The 26,788-nt window shown below is 57.6% G+C and carries 21 protein-coding genes and 3 pseudogenes; 13 read left to right on the forward strand and 11 right to left on the reverse strand.

The genetic code is table 11. The features are described from left to right. Nucleotides 1–40: 40 nt before the first annotated feature. Nucleotides 41–222 (reverse strand): annotated as a pseudogene (locus DA792_RS20410) (zinc-finger domain-containing protein). A 201-nt stretch (nt 223–423) separates the two neighbouring features. Between DA792_RS20410 and DA792_RS20415 the strand changes: the two are divergent. Further along, nucleotides 424–1,356: an ABC transporter ATP-binding protein gene (locus tag DA792_RS20415; protein WP_107722414.1), complete on the forward strand. Its 933-nt coding sequence runs from the start codon at nt 424–426 to the stop codon at nt 1,354–1,356. Nucleotides 1,357–1,424: 68 nt separating this feature from the next. On the opposite strand, the gene DA792_RS20420 is transcribed toward DA792_RS20415, so the two are convergent. Then, nucleotides 1,425–1,802: an HIT domain-containing protein gene (locus DA792_RS20420; RefSeq protein WP_107722415.1), complete on the reverse strand. Its 378-nt coding sequence runs from the start codon at nt 1,800–1,802 to the stop codon at nt 1,425–1,427. Between the two features lie 11 nt (nt 1,803–1,813). Next, nucleotides 1,814–3,391: a DUF5928 domain-containing protein gene (locus DA792_RS20425; RefSeq protein ID WP_107722416.1), complete on the reverse strand. Its 1,578-nt coding sequence runs from the start codon at nt 3,389–3,391 to the stop codon at nt 1,814–1,816. Between the two features lie 134 nt (nt 3,392–3,525). Here DA792_RS20425 and DA792_RS20430 point away from each other — a divergent pair, with 134 nt between their 5' ends. Beyond that, nucleotides 3,526–4,344 (forward strand): sulfotransferase family protein, encoded by an 819-nt coding sequence (locus DA792_RS20430; protein WP_107722417.1) that lies wholly within the window; start codon nt 3,526–3,528, stop codon nt 4,342–4,344. Between the two features lie 89 nt (nt 4,345–4,433). Here the strand turns inward: DA792_RS20430 and DA792_RS20435 are convergent, their stop codons facing one another. Together DA792_RS20435 and DA792_RS20440 are read right to left on the reverse strand one after the other, a co-directional pair. Then, nucleotides 4,434–4,775, reverse strand: a complete 342-nt coding sequence (locus DA792_RS20435; RefSeq protein ID WP_107722418.1) for a hypothetical protein — start codon at nt 4,773–4,775, stop codon at nt 4,434–4,436. A gap of 272 nt (nt 4,776–5,047) precedes the next feature. Further along, nucleotides 5,048–5,665 (reverse strand): TetR/AcrR family transcriptional regulator, encoded by a 618-nt coding sequence (locus DA792_RS20440; RefSeq protein WP_159075343.1) that lies wholly within the window; start codon nt 5,663–5,665, stop codon nt 5,048–5,050. A gap of 110 nt (nt 5,666–5,775) precedes the next feature. Between DA792_RS20440 and DA792_RS20445 the strand changes: the two genes are divergently transcribed. Continuing rightward, nucleotides 5,776–6,696 (forward strand): cation diffusion facilitator family transporter, encoded by a 921-nt coding sequence (locus DA792_RS20445; RefSeq protein ID WP_107722420.1) that lies wholly within the window; start codon nt 5,776–5,778, stop codon nt 6,694–6,696. A gap of 2 nt (nt 6,697–6,698) precedes the next feature. Here the strand turns inward: DA792_RS20445 and DA792_RS20450 are convergent, their stop codons facing one another. Further along, nucleotides 6,699–7,457, reverse strand: a complete 759-nt coding sequence (locus DA792_RS20450; RefSeq protein WP_107722421.1) for a hydroxypyruvate isomerase family protein — start codon at nt 7,455–7,457, stop codon at nt 6,699–6,701. Beyond that, entirely contained in the window at nt 7,457–8,020 is a 564-nt protein-coding gene (locus DA792_RS20455; RefSeq protein ID WP_107722422.1) for a DUF1285 domain-containing protein, read from the reverse strand. Before DA792_RS20455 ends, DA792_RS20450 begins: the two co-directional genes overlap by 1 nt. Before the next feature lie 104 nt (nt 8,021–8,124). Between DA792_RS20455 and DA792_RS20460 the strand changes: the two genes are divergently transcribed. From DA792_RS20460 to DA792_RS20475, 4 genes and pseudogenes are all read left to right on the forward strand, one after another. Continuing rightward, nucleotides 8,125–9,171 (forward strand): AAA family ATPase, encoded by a 1,047-nt coding sequence (locus DA792_RS20460; RefSeq protein ID WP_107722423.1) that lies wholly within the window; start codon nt 8,125–8,127, stop codon nt 9,169–9,171. Then, nucleotides 9,168–10,061 (forward strand): DUF58 domain-containing protein, encoded by an 894-nt coding sequence (locus DA792_RS20465; protein ID WP_107722424.1) that lies wholly within the window; start codon nt 9,168–9,170, stop codon nt 10,059–10,061. The genes DA792_RS20460 and DA792_RS20465 overlap by 4 nt, the downstream gene beginning before the upstream one ends. Continuing rightward, nucleotides 10,061–12,828, forward strand: a pseudogene (locus tag DA792_RS20470) (DUF4159 domain-containing protein). Before DA792_RS20465 ends, DA792_RS20470 begins: the two are co-directional and overlap by 1 nt. Beyond that, nucleotides 12,825–14,906 carry a hypothetical protein gene (locus DA792_RS20475; protein WP_107722425.1) on the forward strand — a complete coding sequence of 694 codons (2,082 nt, stop codon included), beginning with the start codon at nt 12,825–12,827 and terminating at the stop codon, nt 14,904–14,906. Before DA792_RS20470 ends, DA792_RS20475 begins: the two are co-directional and overlap by 4 nt. 235 nt (nt 14,907–15,141) lie before the next feature. Here the strand turns inward: DA792_RS20475 and DA792_RS23350 are convergent. The 3 genes and pseudogenes from DA792_RS23350 to DA792_RS20495 form a co-directional block, all read right to left on the reverse strand. Further along, nucleotides 15,142–15,863 (reverse strand): annotated as a pseudogene (locus DA792_RS23350) (IS5 family transposase); the annotation flags it as partial. A gap of 90 nt (nt 15,864–15,953) precedes the next feature. Next, nucleotides 15,954–16,742 (reverse strand): hypothetical protein, encoded by a 789-nt coding sequence (locus DA792_RS20490; protein ID WP_107722426.1) that lies wholly within the window; start codon nt 16,740–16,742, stop codon nt 15,954–15,956. A gap of 227 nt (nt 16,743–16,969) precedes the next feature. Beyond that, nucleotides 16,970–17,656 carry a DUF599 domain-containing protein gene (locus DA792_RS20495; protein ID WP_107722806.1) on the reverse strand — a complete coding sequence of 229 codons (687 nt, stop codon included), beginning with the start codon at nt 17,654–17,656 and terminating at the stop codon, nt 16,970–16,972. A 93-nt stretch (nt 17,657–17,749) separates the two neighbouring features. Here DA792_RS20495 and DA792_RS20500 point away from each other — a divergent pair, with 93 nt between their 5' ends. From DA792_RS20500 to DA792_RS20520, 5 genes are all read left to right on the forward strand, one after another. Then, nucleotides 17,750–19,186, forward strand: coding sequence for an FAD-linked oxidase C-terminal domain-containing protein (locus DA792_RS20500; protein ID WP_107722427.1), 1,437 nt, complete (start codon nt 17,750–17,752; stop codon nt 19,184–19,186). After that, nucleotides 19,183–20,322, forward strand: a complete 1,140-nt coding sequence (locus DA792_RS20505; protein ID WP_107722428.1) for an FAD-binding protein — start codon at nt 19,183–19,185, stop codon at nt 20,320–20,322. Before DA792_RS20500 ends, DA792_RS20505 begins: the two co-directional genes overlap by 4 nt. Continuing rightward, nucleotides 20,322–21,614: a glycolate oxidase subunit GlcF gene (gene glcF / locus DA792_RS20510; protein ID WP_107722429.1), complete on the forward strand. Its 1,293-nt coding sequence runs from the start codon at nt 20,322–20,324 to the stop codon at nt 21,612–21,614. The genes DA792_RS20505 and glcF overlap by 1 nt, the downstream gene beginning before the upstream one ends. A 53-nt stretch (nt 21,615–21,667) precedes the next feature. Continuing rightward, on the forward strand, nt 21,668–22,477 hold the full coding sequence (locus DA792_RS20515) for a trypsin-like serine peptidase (RefSeq protein ID WP_107722430.1): 810 nt from the start codon (nt 21,668–21,670) through the stop codon (nt 22,475–22,477). 149 nt (nt 22,478–22,626) lie between these two features. Then, entirely contained in the window at nt 22,627–23,109 is a 483-nt protein-coding gene (locus tag DA792_RS20520; protein ID WP_107722431.1) for an Hsp20 family protein, read from the forward strand. A gap of 76 nt (nt 23,110–23,185) precedes the next feature. Here the strand turns inward: DA792_RS20520 and DA792_RS20525 are convergent, their stop codons facing one another. Beyond that, a complete protein-coding gene (locus DA792_RS20525; RefSeq protein ID WP_107722432.1) occupies nt 23,186–25,348 on the reverse strand; it encodes an esterase-like activity of phytase family protein in 2,163 nt (720 codons plus the stop codon). A gap of 214 nt (nt 25,349–25,562) precedes the next feature. On the opposite strand from DA792_RS20525, the gene DA792_RS20530 reads away from it, so the two are divergent. Further along, nucleotides 25,563–26,771, forward strand: coding sequence for a PLP-dependent aminotransferase family protein (locus tag DA792_RS20530; protein WP_107722433.1), 1,209 nt, complete (start codon nt 25,563–25,565; stop codon nt 26,769–26,771). Nucleotides 26,772–26,788 lie beyond the last annotated feature (17 nt).

Raw genomic sequence — 26,788 nt, forward strand, 5'->3', positions numbered from 1 at the left:
ACTTTAAGATATCGCAAACATTCAGAAGCTAAGACGCCCTTCAAGCGTCTTTGAGTTTGGCGCTCTCATGAATGAATTTTTTGTCGCAATAGCCGCATTCGACATAGCCGGTGTCATGGGGATTACCAGCCAGACGCGCGGATGACCCAAGGCACCTTCGCTGCCATCACAGGCCACTTTCCAGGTGGAGACCACTTCGGTTTCTGGGGCTTGGATCGCCATGTTTGTCTGTCCCTTTATGACTGCTTTGCTGTGTCTCATGCGACCTGTGCGGGGATGTGCGGCGTCAATCATGGGGTCTGCACCGCCTTGCTGTTGCCGAAGCGCGTCCAACCGCCTAAGTCAGGTCTGCATGATAACGATCCGTGCGGCACGGACAAGAGGCATCCGCCAAATCTGACATGCCAAAGAGGGAGAGAGACCATGACCGATGCGATTGAGATCGAGGCTCTGCGTAAGACCTATAAGGGCAGCAAGGGCCAAGCGCCAAAAGAGGCGCTCAAGGGCATTGATTTGACCATCCCGCGCGGCTCTATTTTTGGCCTTTTGGGGCCGAATGGTGCGGGCAAATCGACGATGATCAATATCCTCGCCGGGCTGGTGATCAAATCCTCGGGCAAGGTCAAAATCTGGGGCTTTGATCAGGATGTGAATCCACGGCAATCGCGCGCAGCCATCGGCGTGATGCCGCAGGAGTTGAACCTTGATCCGTTCTTCACTCCGCGCGGTGCATTGGAGGTTCAGGCCGGGTTATATGGCGTGCCGAAAAAAGACCGGCGTTCGGATGAAATCCTTGATTTAATTGGCTTAACAGACAAGGCGGACGCCTATGCGCGCACGCTGTCCGGGGGGATGCGTCGGCGGCTTTTGCTGGGCAAAGCTTTGGTGCACAATCCGCAAATTCTGGTGTTGGACGAACCGACCGCAGGTGTGGATATTGAGCTGCGTCAGATGCTTTGGACCAATGTGCGTCGCCTCAATGAGGAGCGTGGCATGACCATCATTTTAACCACGCATTACCTCGAAGAAGCACAGGAAATGTGTGACGAAATCGCTATCATCAACCACGGGGAATTGATCAAACGCGACACGACCAAAAACCTGTTGGGGCTGATGGATGCCAAGACGCTTTTGATCGAACCGAAAGGCGAGGCGCCAGCGCAGTTTGACCTGCCAGAAGGCGTGCGGATGGAGCGCAAAAAGGACGGCACGTTTGTGTTTGATTATTCACGCGGCAAAACCTCGGCCAATGCCATTTTGGATGCGGTGAAAGCGGCGGGGATTGTGATCGAAGATGTGCGCACGATGGAACCCGATCTTGAGGATGTGTTCGTGGAACTGACGTCTGGCAGATAAGTGAGATCACAATAAAATACAAAAAGCCCCGCAATTGCGAGGCTTTGTCGTTTTGGCACCAAGTGGGATCAGCGGCTGGTCAGTGGGCCGATGGGTTCGCCGCCCAAAAGGTGGATGTGAAAATGCGGCACTTCCTGATGCGAATCTGCGCCGGAGTTGGTGATCAACCGATAGCCATTGCCACCAAAAGCCTCTGACACACCAACCTGTTTGGCGATTTGCGCCACCGATTTGAAAAAATCGAGCTGCTCCGCGTCTGAGGCCGCCTGTACAAAATGATCAAAGCACCGATACGGCCCTTTGGGGATCACCAACACATGCGTCGCTTTTTGCGGTGAAATATCGGGGAACGCCAGCGTATGGTCGCTTTCAAAAATCGGGCTGACCGGGATTTCTTGGCGCAGGATTTTGGCGAAAATATTCTGGTCGTCATAAGCGTAGGGCATGGGGGTCTTCCTCAGTCGGAAAATAGATAATGCATCGAGACGATCTCGCGCGCATCATCTTCGGAGATGTCGAGGAAACGTGCAAGCGGCCGGGCGTTTTCCTCTGGGGGTTTGGATTGGGAAATCCGACCGTAATTCTCGAATTCCGCGTCGCGAATGCGGTCGCCTTCGTGGTTGATGTCGGCGCGGATCGTCGGCAACAGCCGCTCCAAAGCGTCCTCGGGCGTCTGATCGCCCGCAAGCCCGGTGCGTTTGGCATGGCCGGTCAGATATTCGTCACTAAACTCACATTCGATTTCCAACAGCCGCGTGCCAGATCGGTCGTTATAAAAATCGCGAATGAGGTCGAGACCGGCGGGATCAATACAGACGACCATACGGTCGGTTTCGAAATAATCCAAAAGCATCCGCACCCACGCGCGCCTGTGCCGGGTGCGTTTTTCCAAACTCTTCTCAATGCCACCCAAATCCGGCAGCGGCGTATTTTCTTCGCTGAACAGATATTCGAGGCAGGGAATATCCGTCTTTGCCTTGATCTGCGAGACGAGCCGTTTGGCGACGTGCCATTTTTTGCAAACAATCATCAAAAGTTCGCGGTCACGGCCCAGCGAGCTTTCGGTTTCCCAGAAACGTTGTGAAAAACGTCGCCCATCGCGACCGCGTCCAGTCAAAAATTCAAACAGGGACCGCCCTTCGTTTGAGATTTGAAACTGAACCCCTTTGGCTGCAAACAAATCACCCAATCGTTTCTTTAACTCTTTCGCCTCTGGCGAAATTTTGCGCGCGAACAGATAGTCCTGAGAAATCAGCAAATCATAGTGGTCATTATAGAACACCACCGGCATGCCGTAGTCGGTGAACATCAAAAAGGTCAGCGTGCGGGTTTGGATTTCGTTTTCCGGTACAAGATGCGGCACGAGGGTTTGGAAAAAGGTTTCGTCCGGGATCCAGGTCGTGCGGAAAAACCGCATGACATCTTTCCGCTTTTTGGTGAAATCCAAAATCCACTCAACCGTGCGACGACGCAAACACCACCACTGTGACCCGATCATAACCTGGAGATCGTCGGGGATTTTGCGTTCAAGGCCAAGCCGGCGTTGCCACCAGAAACTTTGATAAAACAATTTCTTCTGGGTGCGTTCATTGAAGAAATGGCGATAAATCAGCCGCTCTTCTTTGATGCCGGTCTTGATCCAATCGGAGCTAAAGAAATCGAAGCTTTCGATATAGTCCATATCATTGCGGTCAAGAAAATCATGCATGTATTCGGCGGTTTTGACCGACATGCAGTCTCCCGAAAGCATGTAAAAATGGGTTGCGCGCGGAAAGGACGCCTCCGCCGCTTCAAGGGCGTAAAGCGTGGCTTGCACAAGGCTCCATTCGCCCCAGCCGCATTTGATCCGCTTGGTCGCAAAGGCGACATTCGGATTGTCTTTCAGGCCGTCTTTGATCGCCTCAAAGGTCTCTTTTCCGCCGCGTGCATCGAAGTGAATGGAGATGTAATCTCCGGTGCGCGTCAGGCGACGCGCCTGATCAATGATGGCCTCAGGGTCCTTGTGGCACAGGAGAATGAATGCAATTCGTGCCATTTTGGAAACCGTAACCTCATTTTTGCCGCATTGTTCGCATATAAACGTAACCAATCATTGAATAATCAAGGTAAGTTTGCTTTTAAAGCGAAAAGGGTCACGGACGCGTGGCATATCAGGAGTTGTGGTAAAATATGGGCTTTCCCGGAACTTGGATGACAGAAAGCGAAAGTGTCGTATATCGCGTCGTCCCCAAATGCGCGTGTTCGACCATCGGACAGATTATGTTCTACTCCGATCATGGCGAGTTTTTTGATGGCGACATCCATGACAGCAAAGATCGGATGCACAAATGGGCCCAAGAGGGCAGCCAGCAGTTGATCGAAGCCAATGTGCAGGCTCACAAATCCTACGCCTTCACCTGTGTGCGCAATCCCTACACCCGCGTGCTGTCGTCATTTTTTGACAAGGTCTGCGGCATTCAGCGCAATGGAAAACGCTATCGTGGCAACCTTGTGCCGCAGCTGATCCAAAAATACGGCATCGAAGTTGGCGGCGACGATGGCAAAGACGAGTTCGATCAAATCGCCTCGTTTCGCCGGTTCCTTTTGTTTGTGCGCGATACCATCCGTTGGCGCCGCCCGATGGACCCGGACATTCACTGGTCCGCGATGGCGGGGCATGTGTCGACGTTCATCGTCAATGGCGGCAGCTATGATAAGATTTTCTTTACCGAGAAATTCAACGAAGGCATGCAGGATGTGCTTGATCACATCGAGACCCGGCATACGGTCGATTTGGCCTCGATCCCGCGGTTCAACGAATCTGAGGGCCATGGTCCAAAGCGGCTGCATCCGGTCGAGGATTATTTTGACGATCTCTCGATGCATTTGATGTGGGAAATCTACAAAAAAGATTTCCAGCTGTTCCAATACGACTTTGAAAACCCTGGCAATAAAATGCCGAAAGGTGAGGTCGATTTGGACGAGGTGCACGCCAAGCTCGGCGATTAAGCTCTATTTCATGGAGACATCAAAAAAACCCCCGCTGACTCACATCGGCGGGGGTTTGATTTTATCTAGGCCCTATATTGGGCGCGAGATTATTGAACGTTGTTCACATCGCGAACGTCAAGATCGGTGATGCCGTCGTTGGAAAGAACGGCAATCGCATCAGACGTGGCCGGACGGGACAATTGCACTTTCACGTTGGTGTTTGCACCTGCGTGCACAGCTTCGGACCCCAAAAGCGCACCGCGCTCACCGTTGTGGAAGTCGTAGATGTAAACCGTGCTGTTGGCATCGGCGCGCACCAGGTCGAGGTTGACGGTCGAGGTCAGCGACTGAGCTTGGCCGGGGATGATGTAGTTCGGGCCAGCGAAAGCGGCAGAACCAGCAACGGCAACAACAGCAGCGGCAACGAGAGTTTTGATAGAGTTGGTCATGATTAAAGTCCTTTATCAGCGTTTCATTTAGGGGGACGCGCTGTCTGTGTGTTTTTGCGCGTCTCGATGAAATTGATATAGGCCGTGACTTCGAATGTTTAAATGGGAACATTTATACAGGTTCTATCCATTGTGATGTGCGAAAATGCAGATCACAATTTAGCGACCTTATCGTTATTTCGCGTGAGGATTGGGCTAATTGGGGGAAAACTGCGTAAATTCGCACATATCAAGGAGATTTTGCAAAATTGCACACATCTTATGGCTTTGAATTAAGAATATGTCACATTCGCCCCTAAATACCCCAAAACCGCCGGATCAATCCGCCGTGCCAAGGCGTCAAACTCGGTCTCCCCGCCGTGAAGTGCTGGATGTGCTATGCCGATGATGAGGTGCAGAATATCTCCTGCTGCTTGGTCTGGCGTCGGCACGTCATGCTGAGCCAAAAACAGCGCCAAACGGGTGCGGGTTTGGCGCGCCATGGCCATACTGTCCGGGTCGGGTGGCAATTGCGCCTCTAAATGTTCAAGGGCGTCTGCCCGCAGTGCGCGATGCACATGATGGTGGATCACCGCCCGCACCAGTCGCGCCATGGCAAACTCAAGGCTCTTATCAGCCACAAAATCTATGGCCCGAAAGATGTCGTCGCGCATCTCTGAACGCATTTGCCGGATCAACTCGGCAAAAATCGCCTCTTTTGAGGGAAAGTATTGATAGAGCGACCCAACAGATACGCCCGCGCGATCTGCCACCGCATTTGTGGTCACCGCGTCCACCCCTTGGGTTTCCAAAATGCGAGCCGCCGCCTCAAGGATCGCGTGAACTGTCGCTTTGGAGCGTGCTTGTCGCGGTGTTTTGCGGGGCGAAAGCGGTGGTGTGGCGTCGGTCATCGGATGCGAGTTTCCAAAATGTGAGCAATGGCTCATATTCAGCGCAAAGCTCGCCGTTGACAAGCACGCCCTTGGGGGTGTCCGCTTGGCCCAAACAGACAGGACGCCCAATGCCCCATGATCATCACCGCCACGCCGCCCACGCTCATCACCACCACCACATCGACCCCGATGCAGGGGATGCGCGGATGGCGGCGGCCATCGGGGTCAATTTGTTGTTGACCGTGGCCCAGATCATCGGCGGGGTGATTTCCGGCTCGATGGCGCTGATTGCCGATGCGATTCACAATCTCTCAGACGCGGTGTCTTTGGTCATCGCCTTTGGCGCGCGTAAATTGGCGCGGCGTCCGCGCGACGGCGCTATGACCTTTGGCTATGGCCGCGCCGAAGTGGTTGCGGCGATGATCAATTACATCACGCTCATGGTCATCTCTATCTACCTCTTTTCGGAAGGCGTGGCGCGGTTTTGGAACCCGCCGGAGATCGAAGGCTGGATTGTCATCATCATCGCCGGGATCGCGCTGGTCATTGATCTGATCACTGCTGCGCTGACCTATTCCATGTCGAAAAACAGCCTCAACATTCGCGCCGCGTTTTTACACAATCTCGCCGATGCCGGCACCTCGGTGGCGGTGATTTTTGGCGGGACGGTGATCCTGATTTACGATTGGCGTTTGATTGACCCAATCCTGACCGTGGCCATTTCGCTTTATATTCTCTGGCATGCCTTTTTGGAAATCCGTCCGGTCATTCGCATTCTCATGCTCGGCGCGCCGGATGGCACGCGGGCAGGCGACGTGGCCGCCGCGATGAGCGAGGTCGACGGCGTTGAGGACGTCCATCATCTGCATCTGTGGCAGATCGACGAACATCGCAGCTCAGTTGAGGCGCATGTGGTGCTCAATGGTGAGAGCCATGTGGTGCTGACACAGGTGAAAACCCTGTTGAAGGAGCGGTTTTCCATCACCCATTCCACGCTTGAAGTCGAAGCTCCGGGGCAGGGCTGTGTGCCCGGATCAGAGGTCTCTTAGACCTATTTGGCCTGACGAAACCAATCCAAACCCTCTTCGGTGCGCTTTTTCGGGATATATTCGGCGGAGACCCAGCCCCGATAGCCACTCTCATCCACGGCGCGGAAAAACGCCGGATAATCGACCAGACCCTTGATGGGTTCGTGCCGATCGGGTGGTCCGGCGATTTGGATGTGGCGCACATAGGGGGCGTATTTGTCCCAGGCGAGCATGGCGTCGCCGGTGATGATTTGCGCATGATAGGCGTCAAATTGTAGCCCAAGGTTCAGTTCCGCGACGCTCTCCAAAATCTCAATCGCCAGATCGAAATCATCCAAGAAATACCCCGGCATGTCGCCCGGATTGATCGGTTCGATCGTCAGGCTCATGCTCGGAGCTTCGGCTGCCGCCCAGGCGAGGTTCTTTTTAAAGGTCTCAAGCGCGACCAAGCCTTTGGCCTTTCCGGCCATGATGTGCATGTGCTCGGCCCCTAAGAATTGTGCATATCTGAGCGCGCGTTTGAAATCTTTGCGGAACCGATCCTCAAGCCCCGGCACGGCGGCAAATCCGCGCTCGCCGCCGGTGTAATTCGGCGGCGGCGTGTTGATCAGCACCATCTTGAGGTTCAGATCGGCCATGCGTTTGGCCACCTCGGAGGCGGGTTCATCATAGGGAAACAACACCTCAACCGCCTCAAAGCCACAGGCCTTTGCCTCGGCAAACCGTTCCAAAAACGGATATTCCTTAAACAGAAATGACAGGTTGGCGGCAAATTTTGGCATCAGCTGAGATCATCCACAGGCGCGAGCGGGAAAAACACGCCCTTGGACCAGACCCCAAACATTGGCGTGCCGTCAATCTCCTGCGTGACAGCATGGTCAACGAGGCGAAAGAAGCTTTTGCGATCAATCAGCGCTTCAAGCCCCGCCCGGATTTCGACATAGGGCGCGGGCTCTCCGTCTCGGTCGGCAAAGCGCAAGGGGTGATCCGGGCCAGCCTCCGCCTCATCGCCAACCGAGGTCTGAAAGGTCAAAACCTGATCCGTCCCTTGACCCGAAGCCGTGAAATCCACCGCCAAAAACGGCACATCCTCAACGGTGATTCCCACCTTTTCCACCGGCGTCACCAAAAAATAGGCGTCACCTTCGCGTTTCAACACGGTTGAAAACAGTCGCACCAATCCAATCCGCCCAATCGGCGTTCCCAGATAGAACCATGTCCCATCCCGCGCGATCCGCATATCCAGATCGCCACAAAATGGCGGGTCCCATTTGTCCACGGGTGGCAAACCATGGGTTTTTGCGGCCTTGACGGCGGCGGCAATGCTTTCGGCTGAGACAGTCACGCGAAAATCCCCCTTCTGACCTCTTTGTCATTTGTGCTTTGCAGCATAGATCGCTCTAATGGCGAGCGTAAGAGTGACACAGAACGTCCTAAGAGGTGAAGCCCATGACCCAGACCGCCACCACCACGGGCCTTGCGCCCGAAAATCTTGTCACAGAAGATCTTGTCGCCGAGATCGAAGCGCTGGGGGCAAAGCTGTCGGAGGCGAAAACCTCGATCACCCGCCGTTTCATTGGTCAGGAAACCGTGGTCGATCTGGTGTTATCTGCCATGCTTTGTGGCGGTCACGCGCTGTTGTTGGGCCTGCCGGGGCTGGGCAAAACCCGCCTTGTCGACACGCTTTCGACCGTGATGGGCCTCAAAGGCGCGCGGGTGCAATTCACCCCGGACCTGATGCCCGCCGACATCCTTGGCTCCGAGGTCTTGGAAACCGCCACGGACGGCAGCCGCGCATTTCGGTTCATCGAAGGTCCGGTGTTTTGCCAACTCCTTTTGGCCGACGAAATCAACCGCGCCAGCCCCCGGACCCAATCGGCGCTGTTGCAAGCGATGCAGGAAAAATCCGTGACCATCGCCGGGCAGCCGCATGATTTGGAGGCCCCGTTTCACGTCCTCGCCACGCAAAACCCGCTGGAACAAGAGGGCACCTATCCGCTGCCTGAGGCACAGCTTGACCGGTTTTTGGTGCAAGTCGATGTGGCCTACCCGGACCGCGACACCGAGCGCGACATTTTGATCGCCACCACGGGCGCGACAGAGACGGAGGCCCACGCTGTTTTCACCGCTGAAGAATTGATCAAAGCGCAGGCGTTGTTGCGCAAGATGCCGGTGGGCGAACAGGTGGTCGAGATGATCCTTGATCTGGTCCGTGCCTGTCGTCCGCATGAAGCCGAGGCCACGCCTGCGATCAACGCCTCTGTCGCTTGGGGGCCGGGTCCACGCGCCGCTCAGGCCTTGATGTTGACCATTCGCGCCCGTGCGCTTTTGGACGGCCGTCTCGCGCCCAGCCCCGCCGATGTGATCGCCATGGCCAAGCCCGTGCTCAGTCACCGGATGGCATTGACCTTTGCCGCCCGTGCGCGGGGCGAAGATTTGGCCTCGCTGATTGATACGGTCGCCGCCACCCTTTTGGAAAATCGGTCCGCCGCGTGAGCCTTTCGCCTCCCTCCTCGCCATCGCTGCGTGCTCGCGCCGAAGCTTTGGCCGGTCCCCTGCCTCCGCTTCAGGCGCAGGCCGAACAGCTTGCGCGCACGCTCTTGTTGGGCGGGCATGGGCGGCGTCAGGCCGGGATGGGCGATGAGTTTTGGCAATACCGCCCGGCAGAACCCGGCGATTCGGGGCGCGCGATTGATTGGCGCCGCTCCGGGCGTTCGGACGGTCATTTTGTGCGTGAAAAAGAATGGCAATCGGCGCAGTCGGTGCATCTTTGGGCGGATCTGTCGGCCGCCATGGGCTTTTCCTCCGACAAAAACCACCCGAGCAAACAGGAGCGCGCCGGGCTTTTGACCATGGCGCTGGCGATCTTGTTGATGAAAGGCGGCGAACGTGTGGCTTTGGCCTCTTTGGGCACCCCGCCACGGATCGGTGCGTTGCAATTGCGGCGTATCGCGGAAGGCTTGCGCCCTGATCCAAAGGCTGAGGGCGCAGAGTACGGCGCGCCGGATGCCACATCGTTTTTGCCCAAATCCCGCGCGGTGTTTTTGTCTGACTTTTTAGGTCCGATCGCGCCGGTCGAACGCGCCATCGGGGCGGCGGCGGATCGCGGTATCACCGGGCTTATGTACCAAATCCTTGATCCCGCCGAAGAGGCTTTCCCCTTTCAGGGGCGCACGGTTTTTACCTCGATGGCGGGTGGGTTGCGCCACGAAACCCTGCGCGCCTCCGACCTTCGTGACCGTTATCTTGACCGTCTTGCCGAGCGCAAAGCCCAGCTTGCGCATCTGGCGCATCAGGCCGGGTGGCGTTTTGCCACCCATCACACCAACACCCCGGCACAGCCCGCGCTTTTGTGGCTGTATGAAGGTCTGGAGGGGCCGCGCTGATGTGGATTTTAGGCCCAATTGGCTTCACCGCCCCTTGGATTTTGCTTGGGCTTTTGGTCCTGCCGATCCTGTGGTTCGTGCTGCGCGCCGTGCCGCCTGCGCCAACCCGCCGTCGCTTTCCCGGCGTTGCGCTTTTACTCGGCCTTACCGATAACGAGACTGAGGCGGATCGCACGCCGTGGTGGCTTTTGCTGTTGCGGATGGTGGCGGTGGCAGCGTTGATTTTGGCCTTTGCCGGGCCGGTGTTGAACCCGCGTGTGGAACGTGGCGGCACCGGACCATTGCTGATTGTGATGGACGCAAGCTGGGCCTCAGCTCCCGATTGGAGCCTGCGGATTGGACGAGTGGAGCAAGCGCTCGAAGAGGCTGAGGCGGACAATCGCACTGTTTGCATTTTGCCCGCCACAGCCATATCCGCCCAGCCTTGCGATTTTCTCTCCGCCTCTGATTGGCGTGCGCGGTTGCCGGGCCTTGCGCCTGCGTCCTGCCCCCCGAGATGGCCGATCTTTTGACGGCACTCGGTACGATCCAGGGTGGCTATGAAACGCTTTGGCTCTCCGACGGGTTGGAACGGGCAGGGCGCGCCGAAGTGCTTGATCTCTTGGACGCTAAGGGGTCTGTGTCGGTGTTCGAAACCCCGCGCGCCCTCTATGGGTTGGGGCCGACCACAGTGGATGAAACCGGCGTGGACCTATTGGTTCAGCGGCGCGGGACGGTGGGCGAGGCCGCGGTGACCGTGTTGGTGCATGGGCCGGACCCGGCGGGCGTGCCGCGGGTTTTGGCGCGCCAAGAGGTGACATTTGGCAGCGGCGAGGACGCGGTGTCCGCCCTGTTTGATCTGCCGCCTGAACTGCGCAATCGCATCACCCGGTTTGAGATCGAAGGTCAGCGGTCCGCTGGCGCAATCCGTTTGGCTGACGACAGTCTCAAGCGCCGTGAAGTTGGCCTTGTGACCGTGCGCGACAGCCGCGAGGGGCTTCAGCTCTTGTCGCAACTGCATTACCTGCGCGCGGCGTTGAATGGCAAAGCCGATGTGATCGAAGGCGCCTTGTCCGATCTGATTCAAGCCAACCCGGATGTGATCATTCTGGCCGACATTGCTCATCTGTCCGACGGCGAGGCCGCGCCTTTGTTGGATTGGGTCAATGCGGGCGGGCTTTTGCTGCGCTTTGCCGGGCCAAATCTGGCCGCCTCTGATGTGGCGCGCGACGTGGAAGACCCGCTTTTGCCGGTGCGTTTGCGCGCGGGCGGACGCACGATTGGCGGCGCGATGTCATGGGGTGAACCGAAAACCCTGCGGCCCTTTGCCGAGACCTCGCCATTTTACGGCCTTCCCGTGCCCAAAGATGTCACAGTGTCCGCCCAAGTCATGGCGCAACCCGACCCCGATCTGGCGGCGCGGGTGATTGCGACTTTGGGCGATGGCACGCCTTTGGTGACGCGCAAGCCAGTGGGGCAGGGACAGGTGGTGTTGTTCCATGTCACCGCCAATGCCGAATGGTCCAGTTTGCCTTTGTCGGGTCTGTTTGTGTCGATGCTGGATCGGTTGGCCGTGACGTCGCGGGCGGCCAAGACCGAGGTCGATGATTTGACGGGACAAACGGTGCAGGTTTTGAAGCGGTTGGATGGGTTTGGGCAGTTGAGGGATGCGGCGGCGATGTTGCCGATTGAAGGGGCGGTGTTTGCCACGGCTGAGGCGTCGGCGGGCACCCCTGCGGGGCTGTACCAAGCCCGCGATAGCGTTTTGGCGCTGAATGTTTTGGCGGCTGAGGATCACCTCATTGCGGCGCAATGGCCCGCAAACATTCCCGTCACGGGCAGTCAGAGCCGAAACGAACGGCCGCTGAAGCCCGCGCTCCTTTTGGCGGCTCTGTTGCTTTTGGCTGCGGATATGATTGCCTCGCTTTGGCTCTCTGGCCGCTTGTTCGGGGCACGGGTGGTGCCGATTTTGCTCTTGGCGCTCGCGATGCCGCTCTCCGCACCCCGCGCCCAAGAGGCGTCTGACACCCTGTCCGATCCCTTTGCTTTGGCCGCCAGTTCTGAGGTGGCGCTGGCCTATGTTCGTACCGGAGACGCCCGTCTCGACAGCCTGTCTGAGGCGGGTCTTGCGGGTCTGTCTGCCGTGCTCAATGCCCGCACCTCGGTGGAGCCGTCGCCGCCGATGGGGGTCAACCTCGACACCGATCCGCTTGGGTTCTTTCCGATCCTCTACTGGCCGGTGACCGCCGATCAACCCGTCCCAACGGCCGCCGCCTATACCAAACTCAACGCCTATCTGCGCACGGGCGGCATGATCTTGTTTGACACGCGTGACGCCGATGTCGCGGGGTTTGGCGCGGCGACCCCGACGGGTCTGAAACTTCAGGCTCTGGCACGTCCGCTCGACATCCCCGCGCTGGAACAAATCCCCGAAGACCATGTCCTCACCCGCACCTTTTATCTGTTGCGCGAATTCCCCGGACGCTATGCTGAGGGCACGGTTTGGGTCGAAGCCTCTGCCAATGCCGAACAGGCCGAGGGCATGCCGTTTCGCAATCTCAACGACAATGTCACCCCAGTGGTGATTGGCGGCGGCGATTGGGCGGCGGCTTGGGCGGTGGATGACACAGGTGTGGCTTTGGTCCCCGTTGGGCGCGGGTTTAATGGCGAGCGTCAGCGCGAGTTGGCCTATCGCTTTGGCGTCAATCTGGTGATGTATGTGCTGACCGGCAATTACAAATCCGATCAGGTCCATGTCCCCGCCTTGTTAGACAGGTTGAGCCAATGATCCGCGATCTGATCTTTTCTCCGCATCTGCCGCTCTCCGTGCTGGTGATCCTTGCCGGGATTGCGCTGGTGCTTGTGGGCTTTGCTGCCCTGCGCGGGCTGCGCGGCTGGCCCCTGCGTGCAGGAGCTGCGGTTTTGATCCTGATCTATCTCGCCGGGCCGTCTGTGCAGCAAGAGGAGCGCGATCCGCTGTCGGACATCGTGCTTTTGCTGGTCGATGAAAGCGCCTCGCAAGACCTCGCGGATCGCACATCTCAGACCGCCCAAGCCGTCGAGACCCTCACCGCGCGCATCAGCGCCTTGCCCAACACTGAGCTGCGCATCGTGCCCTTAGGAGATGCCCCCGACAACCGGGGCACGCTGTTGATGACAGCTCTGTCTGAGGCCATGGCCGATGAGCCACGCGGGCGTTTGGCCGGGGCGATTATGGTCTCGGATGGGCAGTTGCATGATGTGGATCTGGCCCCGGACTTTCCCGCGCCATTGCACCTGTTGCTCACCGGCGCGCCAGAGGATTGGGATCGCCGCCTGGTCGTTGAAAACGCGCCGTCTTTTGCCATTTTGGACGAAGAGGTCATCCTGACCCTCAAAGTTGAGGACCAAGGTGCCGTGCCCGCCTCCATCGGTGTCACCACGCCGCTGATCGTGTCGATTGATGGCGGTGAAGCGCAGGAATTTACCATCCCCGTCGGTCGTGCCATTGATGTGCCGCTGACTTTGGCGCATGGCGGGATGAACGTGATCCAATTCACCCTGCCCGAAGCCCCCGGCGAACTGACCACACGCAACAATGCGGCGATGGTGCAAATCAACGGCGTGCGGGATCGTCTGCGCGTGCTTTTGGTTTCGGGCGAGCCGCATAATGGCGAACGCACATGGCGCAACCTGTTGAAATCGGACCCCTCCGTCGATCTTGTCCATTTCACCATTTTGCGCCCGCCATCCAAACAAGACGGGGTTCCGGTCACCGAACTGTCGCTCATTGCCTTTCCAACCCGCGAATTGTTCATGGAAAAGGTCGATGATTTCGATCTGATCATCTTTGATCGTTACAAATTGCGCGGTATCCTTCCGCCCTCCTATCTGGACAACATCGCGCGCTATGTCGAAGACGGCGGTGCGGTTCTATTTGCCGCCGGGCCCGATTTTGCCAGCGCAGACAGCCTTTATCGTTCGCCTCTTGCACGGATCATTCCGCTTGCGCCCTCGGGGCGGATTTATGAGCAGGGCTATCAACCGCGCCTGACCGATATGGGCGCGCGCCATCCGGTGACCGAGGGTCTTGGCGGGTTGCGCTTTGCCACGGACGCGCCCGAATGGGGACGCTGGTTTCGGCAAATCGACCTTGATCCCGGTACAGAAACCGGCCCGAATGCGCCCGAAGTGGTGATGTCTGGTGTCGAGGGTCGTCCGCTTTTGGTGCTGGATCGGGTCGGTGAGGGCCGGGTGGCGGTGCTGGCCTCCGATCATGCGTGGCTTTGGACGCGTGGGATCGAGGGCGGCGGGCCGCAACTCGAATTGCTGCGGCGTTTGGCGCATTGGATGATGAAAGAGCCCGAGCTTGAGGAAGAAGCGCTGACCGCCACCTCGGATGGCGCGAGTTTGACCATCACCCGGCGCAGCCTGACCGATCGCGACCATGAGGTCACAATCGAGGCCCCCGACGGCACCACCGTGACCGTGCCGATGGAAGAGGTCAGCCCGGGGCGGTTTATGGCCCAGCATCAAGGCGCCGAGATGGGGCTCTATCGCCTGTCCGAGGGGGATCAAGAGGCGGTGATGGTCTTGGGCCCTGCCGCGCCGCGTGAGTTTGAGGAAACCATCGCGACGGGGGACACATTGGCCCCGGTCATTGCCGCGACCAAAGGCGGCGTCATGGCGCTGTCTGAGGGTCTCCCGATGATCCGCACCGTGGCCGAGGGCCGGGTGGTGGCGGGACGTGGTTGGATCGGAGTGACCCCGCGCGCAGCCTTTGTCACCCAATCCACCCGCTTGATGCCACTGTTCCCCGGCTGGCTTTGGCTGGTGATCTTGGCTGGGCTGACCGTTTGGGCCTGGCTGCGCGAAGGGCGGCGGTGAGGCGGACATCGAAAGTCCCCTCCTTTTGACGCAACGCGGCGATTTGCGGGCACCAATTTGGGCGGCACCAGAGGCTCCAAAGCCACCACCATCCGCCGCGCAGGGGTGTGAAGGTCTGGTATGCGGACGGAGCGGGCATTCACTCCACAGCTAGCAATGACTGCTCCCAGCCCGAAGCGGACATAGCTATTGGATAAGTTGCGATATAGATTCCAGCAGAGACTAGGGTGTGGACTCAATTCAGCCAACATCTGATTGCAAAGATATGGACCATCGACAGGAAGTTGCGTTTCAACTTTTCGTATCTCGTTGTTAGCCTTCGCATGTCTTTCATGCGGCAGAAGAACCGCTCTACAAGGTTTCGCTGGGCGTAGATGTCGGGGTCATGTGGGATGTGGATGCGGGCGTTTGACTTGGATGGGATCACTGCCAATGCGCCTTCGTCAGCGATGGTTTGGCGGATGGCTTTTGAGCCATAGGCTTTGTCTGCGACGATAGCTGTCGGCTGTTTTTGCCAGCCGACAAATGAACCAAATACCTTGCTATCATGCCTTTGTGCGCCTGTAATCGCGAACCGTAGAGGCAGGCCGCGATGGTCTACGGCGACGTGAACCTTGCTGCCGCGACCGCCGCGTGAGCGTCCAATACCTTGCGCCAACTCCCCCCTTTTGAGCCTGCTGCCGCCCGGTGTGCCTTGACGATTGAACTATCAATGAAGATCAGCGCGTCCTCACATTCCGTCGCCAGCACATCAAATATCCCTTGCCAAATCCCGCGCTCACCCCAGCGGACATAGCGGTTGTAAACAGTCGTGCGCGGGCCATACCGGTCCGGCAGATCGCGCCACGGCGCCCCCGTGCGCAGAACATAGAAAATGCCATTCAAGACTGTTCTGTCATCCTTGCGCTGCGGACCGCGCCCTTGTTTGGGTAAATGAGGCCGGATTGCAGCCCATTCTTCGTCGCTCAGATCAAATCTCGCCATCATGCACCTGTTTTCCGCAGATGAATCATGAAGAGCCCATTTCAGCAAGACAAGGAATTGGGTTCACACCCTAGTCAGATAGTCTGGCGTGACTTTTTTTGATGCATCACTTTTGATCAATGCTGCGTCTTTGTCTTCACTTTGCTTCAAGAGATTTAAAAAGGTTCGGATCAGCCGCTCCTGTTTTTCTGGGTCATAGACAACACGGTCAAAATTTATTTCGCCCTTGAAGAAACCGAAGCCATTTGGGTTCGCTTCAAATCCCAGCGCTACGGGGCCATAGAGACGAAATTGGCTCAGACTGTCAGGATCCGACGAAAAGGAAGTCGTATATATGTTGTAGTGAGAGAAGGGCTCTATGTCAGCCAGATGCGCCTTCAGATCGGTTAACGCGGGCGAGCCAGCGACACGTGTCTCATCTTCCAGTACAAAGCGAACAACATCAAGGCCGTGGGTAATCTCTCGCGTATCGTTCAGATAGGAATAGTCCGTAAAACGCATGCGCCCGGACTGAAGGATAGCAAGAGCGCCATCCGGAGATGTATAGTGGAACATCTGATTAGGTCTTGCGCTCTCGTTGATCTTGTTTGCAAAATAGCTGTAAGCTCGGCCAATACTAAACCAATTTGGTAGCTTTCCGGTCTGCCAGTCATAGTATTCGTCTCTGTCCAGACCAATCCAAATGACCCTATGAAAAGTTTCGGTCGTCTCCCCCCTGGCTATATTGCGAACTTCTACGCTATGCCCATCGACGCCGTGCTTGCACTCCGGCCAAGGGCATCGGTTCAGGTTGCCAAATCCGCCATGAACCGGGCATTGCCATCCTGGTACTTGGAAAACGCTCTCGGACATAAACTAGAATTCCTTCATTCGAATAACCTCCGCAACATAGCGTGCGTTATGGTCTCTTTGCAAAGCCCCTCCCTGCGCATACCTGCCGCTCGACCACTGAGCAGCATTCGAAACATTGGCCGTAAAGCAGCCATGTGCCGCATCATTCACTCTTTATTGCATCGGGATCTGGTGCGCTCCGTGCACCCATTCGGCTTACCTCAGGTGACCACGCCTTTGAAAAGGCATCAACCTTCGTCGCGCAGTAAAATTTCGCGCGAGGTGGAGGCGAATTCGCGGCGCAACAGGATGAACAGGGTGAGCGTTGTGCTGATCAGCAATCCGACGGGGCCAAGCAGCCATCCAAGCGAGCCAAGCGCGAAATAAATGCCGCGCAAGCCACCGTTAAAGGCGCGCGCCGCTGTGATGTTCAAATCTCCGGCCTTTTGTGCGCGGTGCAGCGTCAAAGGGTCGTTTGGATCATTGGGCACTGAGGCCATGACCACGCCGCAATAGCCAAACAGCCGATTGGACCAGATGAATTTTAAAAAGGCGCTGGTGATGAACAGCAGGGCCAACAGAATTTTGACTTCCCAAATAATTTCAGGCGCATCGAGCGCCAGGTTTTGAGCCACGTCACTCAATTTTTTCGCGTTCGAGATCGCCGCCAAGCCGCCGCCGATGGCAATCAGGCAGGCGGAGGCAAAAAACGATGTGCCCTCACGCAGGGTGCCCAAAATCGTCGCATCAAAGATGCGCGGCTGGCGGGTGATCATCTGAATCATCCACTGTCTTCGGTAATTGGCCACCAAAACAGAGGTCGAGATACGCGATCCCAACGGGCGTTCGATGACATGGCCAATCACGAACCACGCCATCAGCAAATAGCCGACGGCGAGGGCATCGAGGGACGTGAAAAATTTGAGATGATCCATCAGTTCCATATCACAGCAATACGCAAAGCTTGTAGACTTGTCAGGTGGATAAATTGGTTATAAAAACTTACCAATGAAAGTGAGGAGACGACCATGGAGATGCCGACCCCGAATCCCGAACTCCTTGCGCAAAAGCCAAAGCTTGTGGCGCGCCTTCGCGCGGTTCTGCCGTCTGACGCGGTGATTGACGCGCCCGAGGAGGTGCGGGCCTATGAATGTGACGCGCTGACCGCCTATCGCTGCGCGCCTTTGGTGGCTGTGTTGCCCAGCACGACCGAAGAGGTCGCCGCCATCCTGCGCATTTGTCATGACATGGGCGTGCCGGTGGTGCCGCGGGGCGCAGGAACGTCGCTTGCGGGGGGGGCTTTGCCAACGGCGGATTGTGTGATCCTTGGGGTGGCGCGGCTGCGCGAGGTGATTGAGATCAACACCAGCGATCGCTATATCCGGGTGCAAACCGGGATGACCAATCTCTCGGTGACGGCGGCGGTCGAAAGCGACGGGTTTTTCTACGCGCCCGATCCCTCAAGCCAATTGGCCTGTGCCATTGCTGGCAATATCGCGATGAATTCCGGTGGCGCGCATTGCCTCAAATATGGCGTCACGACGAACAATCTTTTGGGCGTCACCCTGGTTTTGGCCGATGGTGAGGTGGTCGAGATCGGCGGCGCGCATATGGATGCGGGCGGGCTTGATCTTTTGGGGGTGATTTGCGGCTCTGAAGGACAACTTGGGATTGTCACCGAGGCGACCCTGCGCATTTTGCCCAAACCCGAAGGCGCGCGGCCTGTGTTGATCGGGTTTGACAGCAACGAGGTCGCGGGGGCCTGTGTCGCCGACATCATCAAATCGGGTCTGATCCCGGTGGCGATTGAGTTCATGGACCGGCCGATTATTCGCGCCACAGAAAGTTTTGCCAAGGCGGGATACCCCGATTGCGAGGCGCTTTTGATCATCGAAGTTGAAGGGTCGCCGCAAGAGATTTCAGACCAACTGGCCCGCATCACCACCATCGCCAAACGCCACAATCCGGTTGAGATTCGCGAAAGCCAAGACCCGGAGGAAAGCGCACGGATTTGGCTGGGGCGCAAATCCGCCTTTGGTGCGATGGGACAGATGGGCGATTACATTTGTCTAGATGGCACGATCCCGGTGGGCGCGCTGCCCTTGGTGCTCAAACGCATTGGCGAGCTGTCGGACGCCGCAGGTCACATGGTCGGCAATGTGTTTCATGCGGGCGATGGCAATATGCACCCGCTGATCCTGTTCAACGCCAATGAGCCCGGCCAATTGGAAAGCGCTGAGGCGTTGGGCGCGGAGATTTTGAAGCTCTGCGTCGATGTGGGCGGCTGTTTGACCGGTGAACATGGCGTGGGGGTTGAGAAGCGCGATCTGATGACGCATCAATTTGCGCTCGCCGATTTGGAGGCGCAAATGGCGGTAAAGGATGTGTTTGATCCGGCGTGGATTTTGAACCCGGCGAAGGTTTTTCCACTCGCGGCGAGTGCGGATCGGAGGGGTGGGCAATGAGTATTTTGACTACGGCACAAGACATATCCTGTGACAGTGAGGCGCAGCTTGCCGACGTGATCCGCACGGGAGGGCCGTTTGTGGTCGCGGGCGGCGGCACAAGCCGGATTGGATTGGCCGAGGGAGATCGCTTGCGCTGGACCGGCACACAGTTCGACTATGACCCGGGCGCACTGACGCTTGTGGTCTCCGCCGGGATGTCCGTTGATGCAGTGAGCGTACGGCTTGCAGAAGAGCATCAAAGAGTGGCGTTTGAGCCGTCTGATTTGGGGCCATTGCTCGGTCGCGAAGGCGCGCGCAGCATCGGCGGGATGGTCGCATCCAATGCCTCTGGTCCGCGTCGTGTCGCCGTTGGGGCCTGTCGGGATGCCTGTCTCGGCGTGCGCTTTGTCGATGGGCGGGGCGAGATCGTCAAGAACGGTGGGCGGGTGATGAAAAATGTCACTGGGCTTGATCTGGTAAAGCTGATGGCGGGGAGCCAAGGCACGCTTGGGGTTTTGACCGAAGTGAGCCTCAAGACCCAGCCAATCCCGGAAACCACCGCAACATTGATCTTTGAAGGTCAAACGGAGGCGGAGGCGGTCAACACGATGTCACGCGCTTTGGGCACGCCTTTTGACATTACGGGTGCCGCGCATCTCCGCCAAGCTGCGGATGGCACGCCTGCGCGCACGCTTTTACGGCTTGAAGGGATTGAGGGCGCGGTGCGATACCGGGTGGAGGCGTTGCAAACCCGGCTGTCTGATCTGGGTGAGGCTGCCGTAGAGTGGGAGGCCGCGCAGAGTGAAGCGACATGGGGCGCGATTCGCGATGTGACGCGGTTTGTGGGCGTGCCCGGCGATGTCTGGCGGCTGTCGGTGACGCCCTCGACAGCGCCCGCTTTGGTGGCCGCAATCGCGCCTTTGGATGTGATCTATGATTGGGGCGGCGGACGGCTATGGCTGTTGACGTTTGCGGGCACAGATGTGCGGGCCAAGATGGGCCAAGGTCACGCCAGTTTGGTGCGCGCCAGCGATGAGACCAAGCGCAGGCTTGGGGTGTTCCCGCCGGAGAACACCATCGTGGCGCGGCTGTCCCAAGGGTTGCGTCAAACATTCGATCCAGAGCAAAAATTTAACCCAAGGATGATGGGCTGATGCAGACGACTTTTACGCCCGAACAGCTCTCTGATCCCGGCATTGCGCGCGCCAATGAGATCTTGCGGTCCTGTGTGCATTGCGGATTTTGTACCGCAACCTGTCCGACCTATGCGGTCTTGGGCGATGAGTTGGATAGCCCGCGCGGGCGGATTTATCTGATCAAGGATATGTTGGAAAACGACCGGCCCGCCGATGCGCGCACGGTCAAACATTTGGATCGTTGCCTGTCCTGTCTGGCCTGTATGACGACCTGCCCGTCGGGGGTGCATTATATGCATCTGATTGATCATGCGCGGGTGCATGTGGAAAAAACCTACAAACGTCCGTTGATGGATCGGCTGCTGCGCTGGACTTTGGCGCGGATCATTCCCTATCCGAACCGGTTTCGTGTCGCGCTTTTGGGGGCCAAAATTGCCAAACCGTTGCGGCATCTATTGCCCGACCCGCGCCTGAAAGCGATGTTGGAGATGGCACCAAAGGTTATCCCGCCCGTGTCGCGCAATGATGATGCACAGGTGTTTCCCGCGAACGGTGCGCGCAAAATGCGGGTGGCTTTGATGACGGGCTGTGCGCAAAAGGCGCTCGATACCGATATCAACGATGCCACGATCCGGCTGTTGACCCGGTTCGGCTGTGAGGTCGTCGTGGCCAAAGGCGCGGGCTGTTGTGGGGCGCTGACCCATCACATGGGCAAAGAGGCCGAAAGCCACAGGGCGGCAGCCAAAAACATCCGCGCTTGGATGGCGGAAATCGCGAGCGAGGGGTTGGATGCGATTGTGATCAACACCTCGGGCTGTGGCACCACGGTGAAAGACTACGGCCATATGTTTCGCAGCTCAGACATGGCAGAAGATGCGGCCCAGATCGCCGCTTTGGCCAAAGATGTCTCTGAGGTCTTGATGCAACTCGACCTGCCTGCGGGCAAACAAGACCTGAAAGTCGCCTATCATGCCGCCTGTTCGTTGCAACACGGCCAACAGATCAAAGCCTACCCCAAGGACCTTTTGAAACGGGTGGGATTCGAGGTGGTCGAGCCGCGCGATGGCCATTTGTGTTGCGGATCGGCGGGCACCTACAACCTTTTGCAGCCTGAAATTTCAAAAAATTTGAAAGCCCGGAAAATCAAAACACTGTCGGAGAAGACACCAGATGTCGTGGCTGCGGGCAATATCGGCTGCATGATACAGTTGGGATCGGGCATGGATGTGCCTGTGGTGCACACGGTTGAATTGCTCGATTGGGCAACAGGCGGCCAAAAACCGCCCAAATTGTTCTCGAATCGGCCATAATCCCGCCCTGAAGTCCCATTACCGCTGGGGGCGAACAGGGAATGGGACCTACAATGAAATATTTACTGACAGTCGTCTTTCTGCTCCTCACGGTGGGGCAGGCACAGGCCGATAGCGCACTTAAGGCCTTTCGGACCGGGGATGACAGTCGCGGATGGGAAGCCGTCGGACGTCTCGATTTTGCCGGGCGCAGCTTTTGCACCGGCTCTTTGATCACCGAAACTCTGGTGCTGACGGCGGCGCATTGTATGTTCGACATCTATTCGCACAAACCCCATGCGCCCAGTGACGTGACCTTTAAGGCGGGTTGGCGCAATGGCTCGGCTCAGGCCTACCGCACGGCTCGTGCCATCTATGTTCATCCCAGCTTTTCCATCTCCACCGGAGACCGCCATGATCGGTTGGTCAATGACATTGCTCTGATCGAATTGGACCGCCCTGTGCGCGACGGTTCTGTGATACCTTTTCCGACCGCCGCCCGCCCTGAAAAAGGCCAGGCTGTGGGCGTGGTCTCCTACGCCCATGACCGCGCCGAAACCCCGTCTTTGCAGGCAAGCTGTCATGTGATGGCGCGTCAGGGTGGTGTTTTGGTCACGTCTTGTGACGTTGATTTTGGCTCCTCCGGGGCACCGATTTTCGACATGTCGGGCCCGCGTCCGCGCATCGTGTCGGTGATCTCCGCCAAGGCGCAATATCACGGCCAAAAGGTTTCGGTCGGCACCTCGCTTGATGGTGCTTTGGGCGACCTGTTGAAACTGGCCTCCAGCGGGCACAGCACGTTTAAAAAGGCCGATGCAGGCGATGCAGGCCCGGTGCCCGAGCTGACAGATACTGAATTTGTGGTCGGTGTCGTCGGGTACTGAGTGGGCATTGATCCGCCCCTTGAAACCTCTTTCCTTCATCCCCAAATTTGTTGGGTCGGACGCCTAAATAGGGTCCGGCCCTTCGCCTGTCCCGGCCTTTTGGCCTTAAGGAAGGCTTAACATTTGGATTCGCTCACTGGAGGATACCCATGCGTAACTTTGATCTTGCCCCCCTGTACCGGGCCACTGTTGGCTTTGACCAAATCGCGGATATGATGGACCGCGTTCTGACCCAAGAGGTCGCTCAGCCAAGCTACCCGCCTTATAATATTGAAAAAACCGCCGATGATGGTTGGCGTATTTCGCTGGCTGTTGCCGGGTTTTCAACCGAAGACATCACCATTGAACAGCGCCACAATGCGTTGATCATTGCCGCGCGCAAAGCCGATGGTGAGGACGAAAAGGCCAAAACCTATCTGCATCGCGGCATTGCCACCCGCGCCTTTGAGCGCCGGTTCCAACTTGCCGATCACGTCAAGGTGACGGGCGCGTCGCATGTGAATGGCATGTTGCACATCGAGCTTCAGCGCGAAGTGCCAGAGGCGCTGAAACCGCGCCAAATTGAAATCGCCGGGCCCAATACCGTGGAGACCAAGGTGATCGAAGATGCACAGGAGACCGTCGAGGTCTAATCGGCTTCTTGGTCTACATCCTCAAACAAAAACGCCCGCCATTTGGCGGGCGTTTCCGTATCTTACAGGCGATGATTTACATCTTGCCGATGGACCAGAAGAACGTCTCACCCGAGCTGTCATCCACACCGTCATTGTCGGTGGACACGAACATTTCGCCGTCTGTGGTGATGGCAAGGCCTTCGACCTTATCGACCACATAGCCGCCAAAGGATTTCAGATCCGGGATCAGGTCACGAACCTCTTCTTTCGACACGACAGGCAGTTCAGAGCCAAGCGGCGCGGGCACCATTTCGGCGGCCGGGATGCGGTAGATCTTTTTGATCTTGGCATCCGCGCCGATCTGATTGTCGCGTTCAATGACGTAGAAATAATCGCCATGCGCGACCAGCTCGGACAGGCCAACCCAACCTGTGTCCGGGGTTGCCAGCGGATAGGACACAGCGCCCCATTCCTCGGTCTCAAGATTATAGGCGACCAGTTTGACGCTGTGTTTCGCGTCATCTTTCCACTCGCGCTGAACCGGCATCCAAAGCGTGTCACCGACCTTGGTGATGCCTTCAAAGCCAAAACGGGTCTCATAGGTCAGCAATTCTGCTGGCAGGCCGATCTCTTTTTTGATCTCGCCCTTGGCGTTCACGTTGTAAATCGCATGCGGTGTCACGCGGTCGGTGCGGCCCTCGGACGCAACCCAAAAACCGCCTTTGCCATCCAGAGTGATGCCTTCCATGTCGAGTTTCTGTGCTGCATCGCCATTGCCACGGGTCACCCGGATCGCATCGACGATTTTCGCCGGTTTGGAAGAGGGGTCGATTTTGAAAATGGTCGGCTGATAGCTATAAAAGCTGTCGTTGACGGCGTAGATCATGCCGTCCTCATCCGCAACCATGCCGGAGATTGCGCCCCAGCCGATCAACTCATCGGCCCCCGCAGAGGTCAATGTCGGGTACTGGGCCGGTGCGTCTTGGTACTCATAGACCATGACATGCGACCGCACGCCGCCATCTTCGATCAGATCGGCTTCGTTGGCGGTCACAAACAGATTGCGCGCCGGGATAGCGATCACGCCTTCGGGCGCGATGCCGGAGGGCAGGAGCTGTTTGAACACCGGGTTGGCCGCATCGGTCACATCATAGACAGAGATCGTGGAGGCCCGTTCGGCCAGAATGAAAGCGTAGGTTTTATCACCGAATGTGGCGACTTCCATGCCCTCAGGTTCCGCGCCTTTGGCGTCGGAGCGTTTGTCCGGGTAATGGCCGGACTGAATGATCGGCGTTTCAAATTCGGAATTTGATTCCCACACCAATGTGCCGTCTTTTTTGAACACGGTAACAGAGCGTGATCCGCCGTCCATGTCGCCTTCGTTGGCGATCATAAAGTGATCGTCGTCGAGCCACTGGACCCCATCAGGTTCGCGCAAACGGCCCATTTGTTCGCCGGTGAAATCAAGCGAGGCGCGCTCGTCTTTGGTGTCAATGCGGACCAGATCCACGGCACCTGCCGAGAAGTGAGAGATCACGTCGCCATTGGCGTCGATCACAACCATTTCGTTGTTTTCTTGCATCGTAACGACGGTTTCGTTCAACCCGTTCACGTCTACAAATTCGGGCTCGGGATCGTCAGCGCCGATTTCGGCGAGGCCCGTCACATCAATGGTTTTCAGGGTTGCACACTCGGCCAGATCAGCCGCCACGGAGACTGTGGACACCCAACCTGCGGGCATTTGACCGATGCGGCCGTCGCCTGCGTCTTCGTCACGCTCGTTCTCGATTGCGATGACAACAAAGCTGCCAGCGGCATCATGCGCGGTTGAATCCGGCTGCCCGCCCAGATCACAAGTGCCGGTGATGGTGCCGTCAGCCATGTTCACGGAGACCAGTTTGCCAGACGGTTTGACATAGCTTTCAGAGGTGTTGACGGCGACAAAGGCGGTGTTGCCGATCACGGTCACGGAGGTCGGCTCGCCGCCCATGTCGACATTGCCTTTGGGCATCGGGTTCTTCGGATCGGTGATGTCGATCAATCCGATCACACCGAGCGGGCTATCGGTGTAGACAAGCGTCATGCCATCCTCGGAGGCGCCGATGATTTCGGCGGAAGTGGGGCGGGCGTGATCTTCGCCCTCAGCCATATTGTTCGGCGTCGCAAAAGACGCGATGCGGTTGAAATTCATCTCGGCATTGGCCGCAGTGGCGCAGAGCGCAAGGCCGGAGGCCGCCAGCAACAGGTGCTTTTTCATCATAGATCCCTCGGGGTTTTCAGTCCCACGCGGTGTGGCGCGCCTTGGTATCGTGTTCGTGACGTTTGTGTTTCAGTTTTGTGAAACGCGACTCTGATCGTGCTCTGTGCATGGATGCATCTCTGTCTTGTGCGCGAATGCGGATCACTATTCATGTCAGCGGTGTTGACTTAAATGCGACGGAGAGCGAGATACAGAGCAATGGAGGTCCCTCATGAGTCTGTCATCGCTTTTCGCCAGTCGCACATCCCGGATGAAAGCCTCGGAAATCCGCGAGCTTTTGAAGCTTTTGGATCAACCCGATATCATCTCTTTTGCCGGCGGCATCCCTGATCCGGCCTATTTCCCGCGCGAAGCCTTCGCGGCGGCGATGGCCAAGGCCACGGATGTCCATGCGGCGGGGGTGTCGCTGCAATACGCCACCTCTGAGGGCTACACACCGCTGCGCGATTGGATCGTGGGCTATATGGGGCGGCTTGGTGTGTCGTGCGAACGCGACAACATTCTGATCACCGCTGGATCGCAACAGGCGTTGGATTATCTGGGCAAAGTGTTCATCGACAAAGACGACACGGTGATGGTCGGCTGGCCGACCTATCTCGGCGCGCTTGGGGCGTTTAACGCGTATGAGCCGGTCTATGATCGACTTGACCCGGCGGACAATCGCACGCCGCAAGATGTGATTGCGACAGCTGAGCAAAACGGCGGCAAAGTCAAATTTTCCTATCTGTCGCCGGATTTTGCCAACCCCACCGGGGTGACGCTTTCGGTTGAAGACCGCCGGGCGATATTGGCACAGGCACAGGCGTTGGAATGTGCCATTGTCGAAGATGCCGCCTACCAATCGCTGCGCTATTGCGGCGACGACCTCCCGCCGATCTTGGCGCTTGAGATCCAGGAGACCGGCGACATCAACGCCTGTCGCACGATCTATCTTGGCTCTTTTTCCAAAACGCTAGCGCCCGGTTTGCGGGTCGGCTGGGCCGTGGCGGCCAAACCCGTCATTTCGCAATTGGTGCTGACCAAACAGGCGGCGGATCTGCAAACTGCGACGATCAACCAGATCGCCGTCGCCGAAGTGGCGCGCGCGGTGTTTGACACCCATGTTGACACCCTGCGCGGCGTTTACGGCGCACGGCTTCAGGCGATGTTGACGTCACTCAAGGCACATATGCCCGAGGGTGTGTCCTGGACCGAACCTGCGGGTGGGATGTTTGTGTGGGTCACCTTGCCCACAGGCATGGACGGGGCCGAGCTGTTGAAACAGGCGTTGAACTCCAATGTGGCTTTCGTGCCGGGGGCCGCGTTTTTTGCCGATGGCTCAAACACCAACACGCTGCGGCTGAATTTTTCGATGTCGCCTGCGGGGAAAATCGAAGAGGGCATCGCGCGTCTCGCTCAGGTCATTCGGGCGCAGATGTAAGGCAGAGTGAGGCGGTG

Origin of the sequence: Celeribacter baekdonensis, assembly GCF_003047105.1 — a bacterium.
Classification (GTDB): Bacteria; Pseudomonadota; Alphaproteobacteria; order Rhodobacterales; family Rhodobacteraceae; genus Celeribacter; species Celeribacter baekdonensis_B.

Bases quoted from the DNA above. Each gene is read 5' to 3' on its own strand.
- DA792_RS20515 (WP_107722430.1), top strand. From the start codon at position 21,668: ATGAAATATTTACTGACAGTCGTCTTTCTGCTCCTCACGGTGGGGCAG.
- DA792_RS20520 (WP_107722431.1), top strand. From the start codon at position 22,627: ATGCGTAACTTTGATCTTGCCCCCCTGTACCGGGCCACTGTTGGCTTT.
- DA792_RS20505 (WP_107722428.1), top strand. From the start codon at position 19,183: ATGAGTATTTTGACTACGGCACAAGACATATCCTGTGACAGTGAGGCG.
- DA792_RS20445 (WP_107722420.1), top strand. From the start codon at position 5,776: ATGCCCCATGATCATCACCGCCACGCCGCCCACGCTCATCACCACCAC.
- DA792_RS20435 (WP_107722418.1), bottom strand. From the start codon at position 4,775: ATGACCAACTCTATCAAAACTCTCGTTGCCGCTGCTGTTGTTGCCGTT.
- DA792_RS20475 (WP_107722425.1), top strand. From the start codon at position 12,825: ATGATCCGCGATCTGATCTTTTCTCCGCATCTGCCGCTCTCCGTGCTG.
- DA792_RS20530 (WP_107722433.1), top strand. From the start codon at position 25,563: ATGAGTCTGTCATCGCTTTTCGCCAGTCGCACATCCCGGATGAAAGCC.
- DA792_RS20430 (WP_107722417.1), top strand. From the start codon at position 3,526: ATGGGCTTTCCCGGAACTTGGATGACAGAAAGCGAAAGTGTCGTATAT.
- DA792_RS20440 (WP_159075343.1), bottom strand. From the start codon at position 5,665: ATGACCGACGCCACACCACCGCTTTCGCCCCGCAAAACACCGCGACAA.
- DA792_RS20415 (WP_107722414.1), top strand. From the start codon at position 424: ATGACCGATGCGATTGAGATCGAGGCTCTGCGTAAGACCTATAAGGGC.
- DA792_RS20450 (WP_107722421.1), bottom strand. From the start codon at position 7,457: ATGCCAAAATTTGCCGCCAACCTGTCATTTCTGTTTAAGGAATATCCG.
- DA792_RS20500 (WP_107722427.1), top strand. From the start codon at position 17,750: ATGGAGATGCCGACCCCGAATCCCGAACTCCTTGCGCAAAAGCCAAAG.
- DA792_RS20460 (WP_107722423.1), top strand. From the start codon at position 8,125: ATGACCCAGACCGCCACCACCACGGGCCTTGCGCCCGAAAATCTTGTC.
- DA792_RS20490 (WP_107722426.1), bottom strand. From the start codon at position 16,742: ATGTCCGAGAGCGTTTTCCAAGTACCAGGATGGCAATGCCCGGTTCAT.
- DA792_RS20525 (WP_107722432.1), bottom strand. From the start codon at position 25,348: ATGAAAAAGCACCTGTTGCTGGCGGCCTCCGGCCTTGCGCTCTGCGCC.
- DA792_RS20420 (WP_107722415.1), bottom strand. From the start codon at position 1,802: ATGCCCTACGCTTATGACGACCAGAATATTTTCGCCAAAATCCTGCGC.
- glcF (WP_107722429.1), top strand. From the start codon at position 20,322: ATGCAGACGACTTTTACGCCCGAACAGCTCTCTGATCCCGGCATTGCG.
- DA792_RS20425 (WP_107722416.1), bottom strand. From the start codon at position 3,391: ATGGCACGAATTGCATTCATTCTCCTGTGCCACAAGGACCCTGAGGCC.
- DA792_RS20495 (WP_107722806.1), bottom strand. From the start codon at position 17,656: ATGGATCATCTCAAATTTTTCACGTCCCTCGATGCCCTCGCCGTCGGC.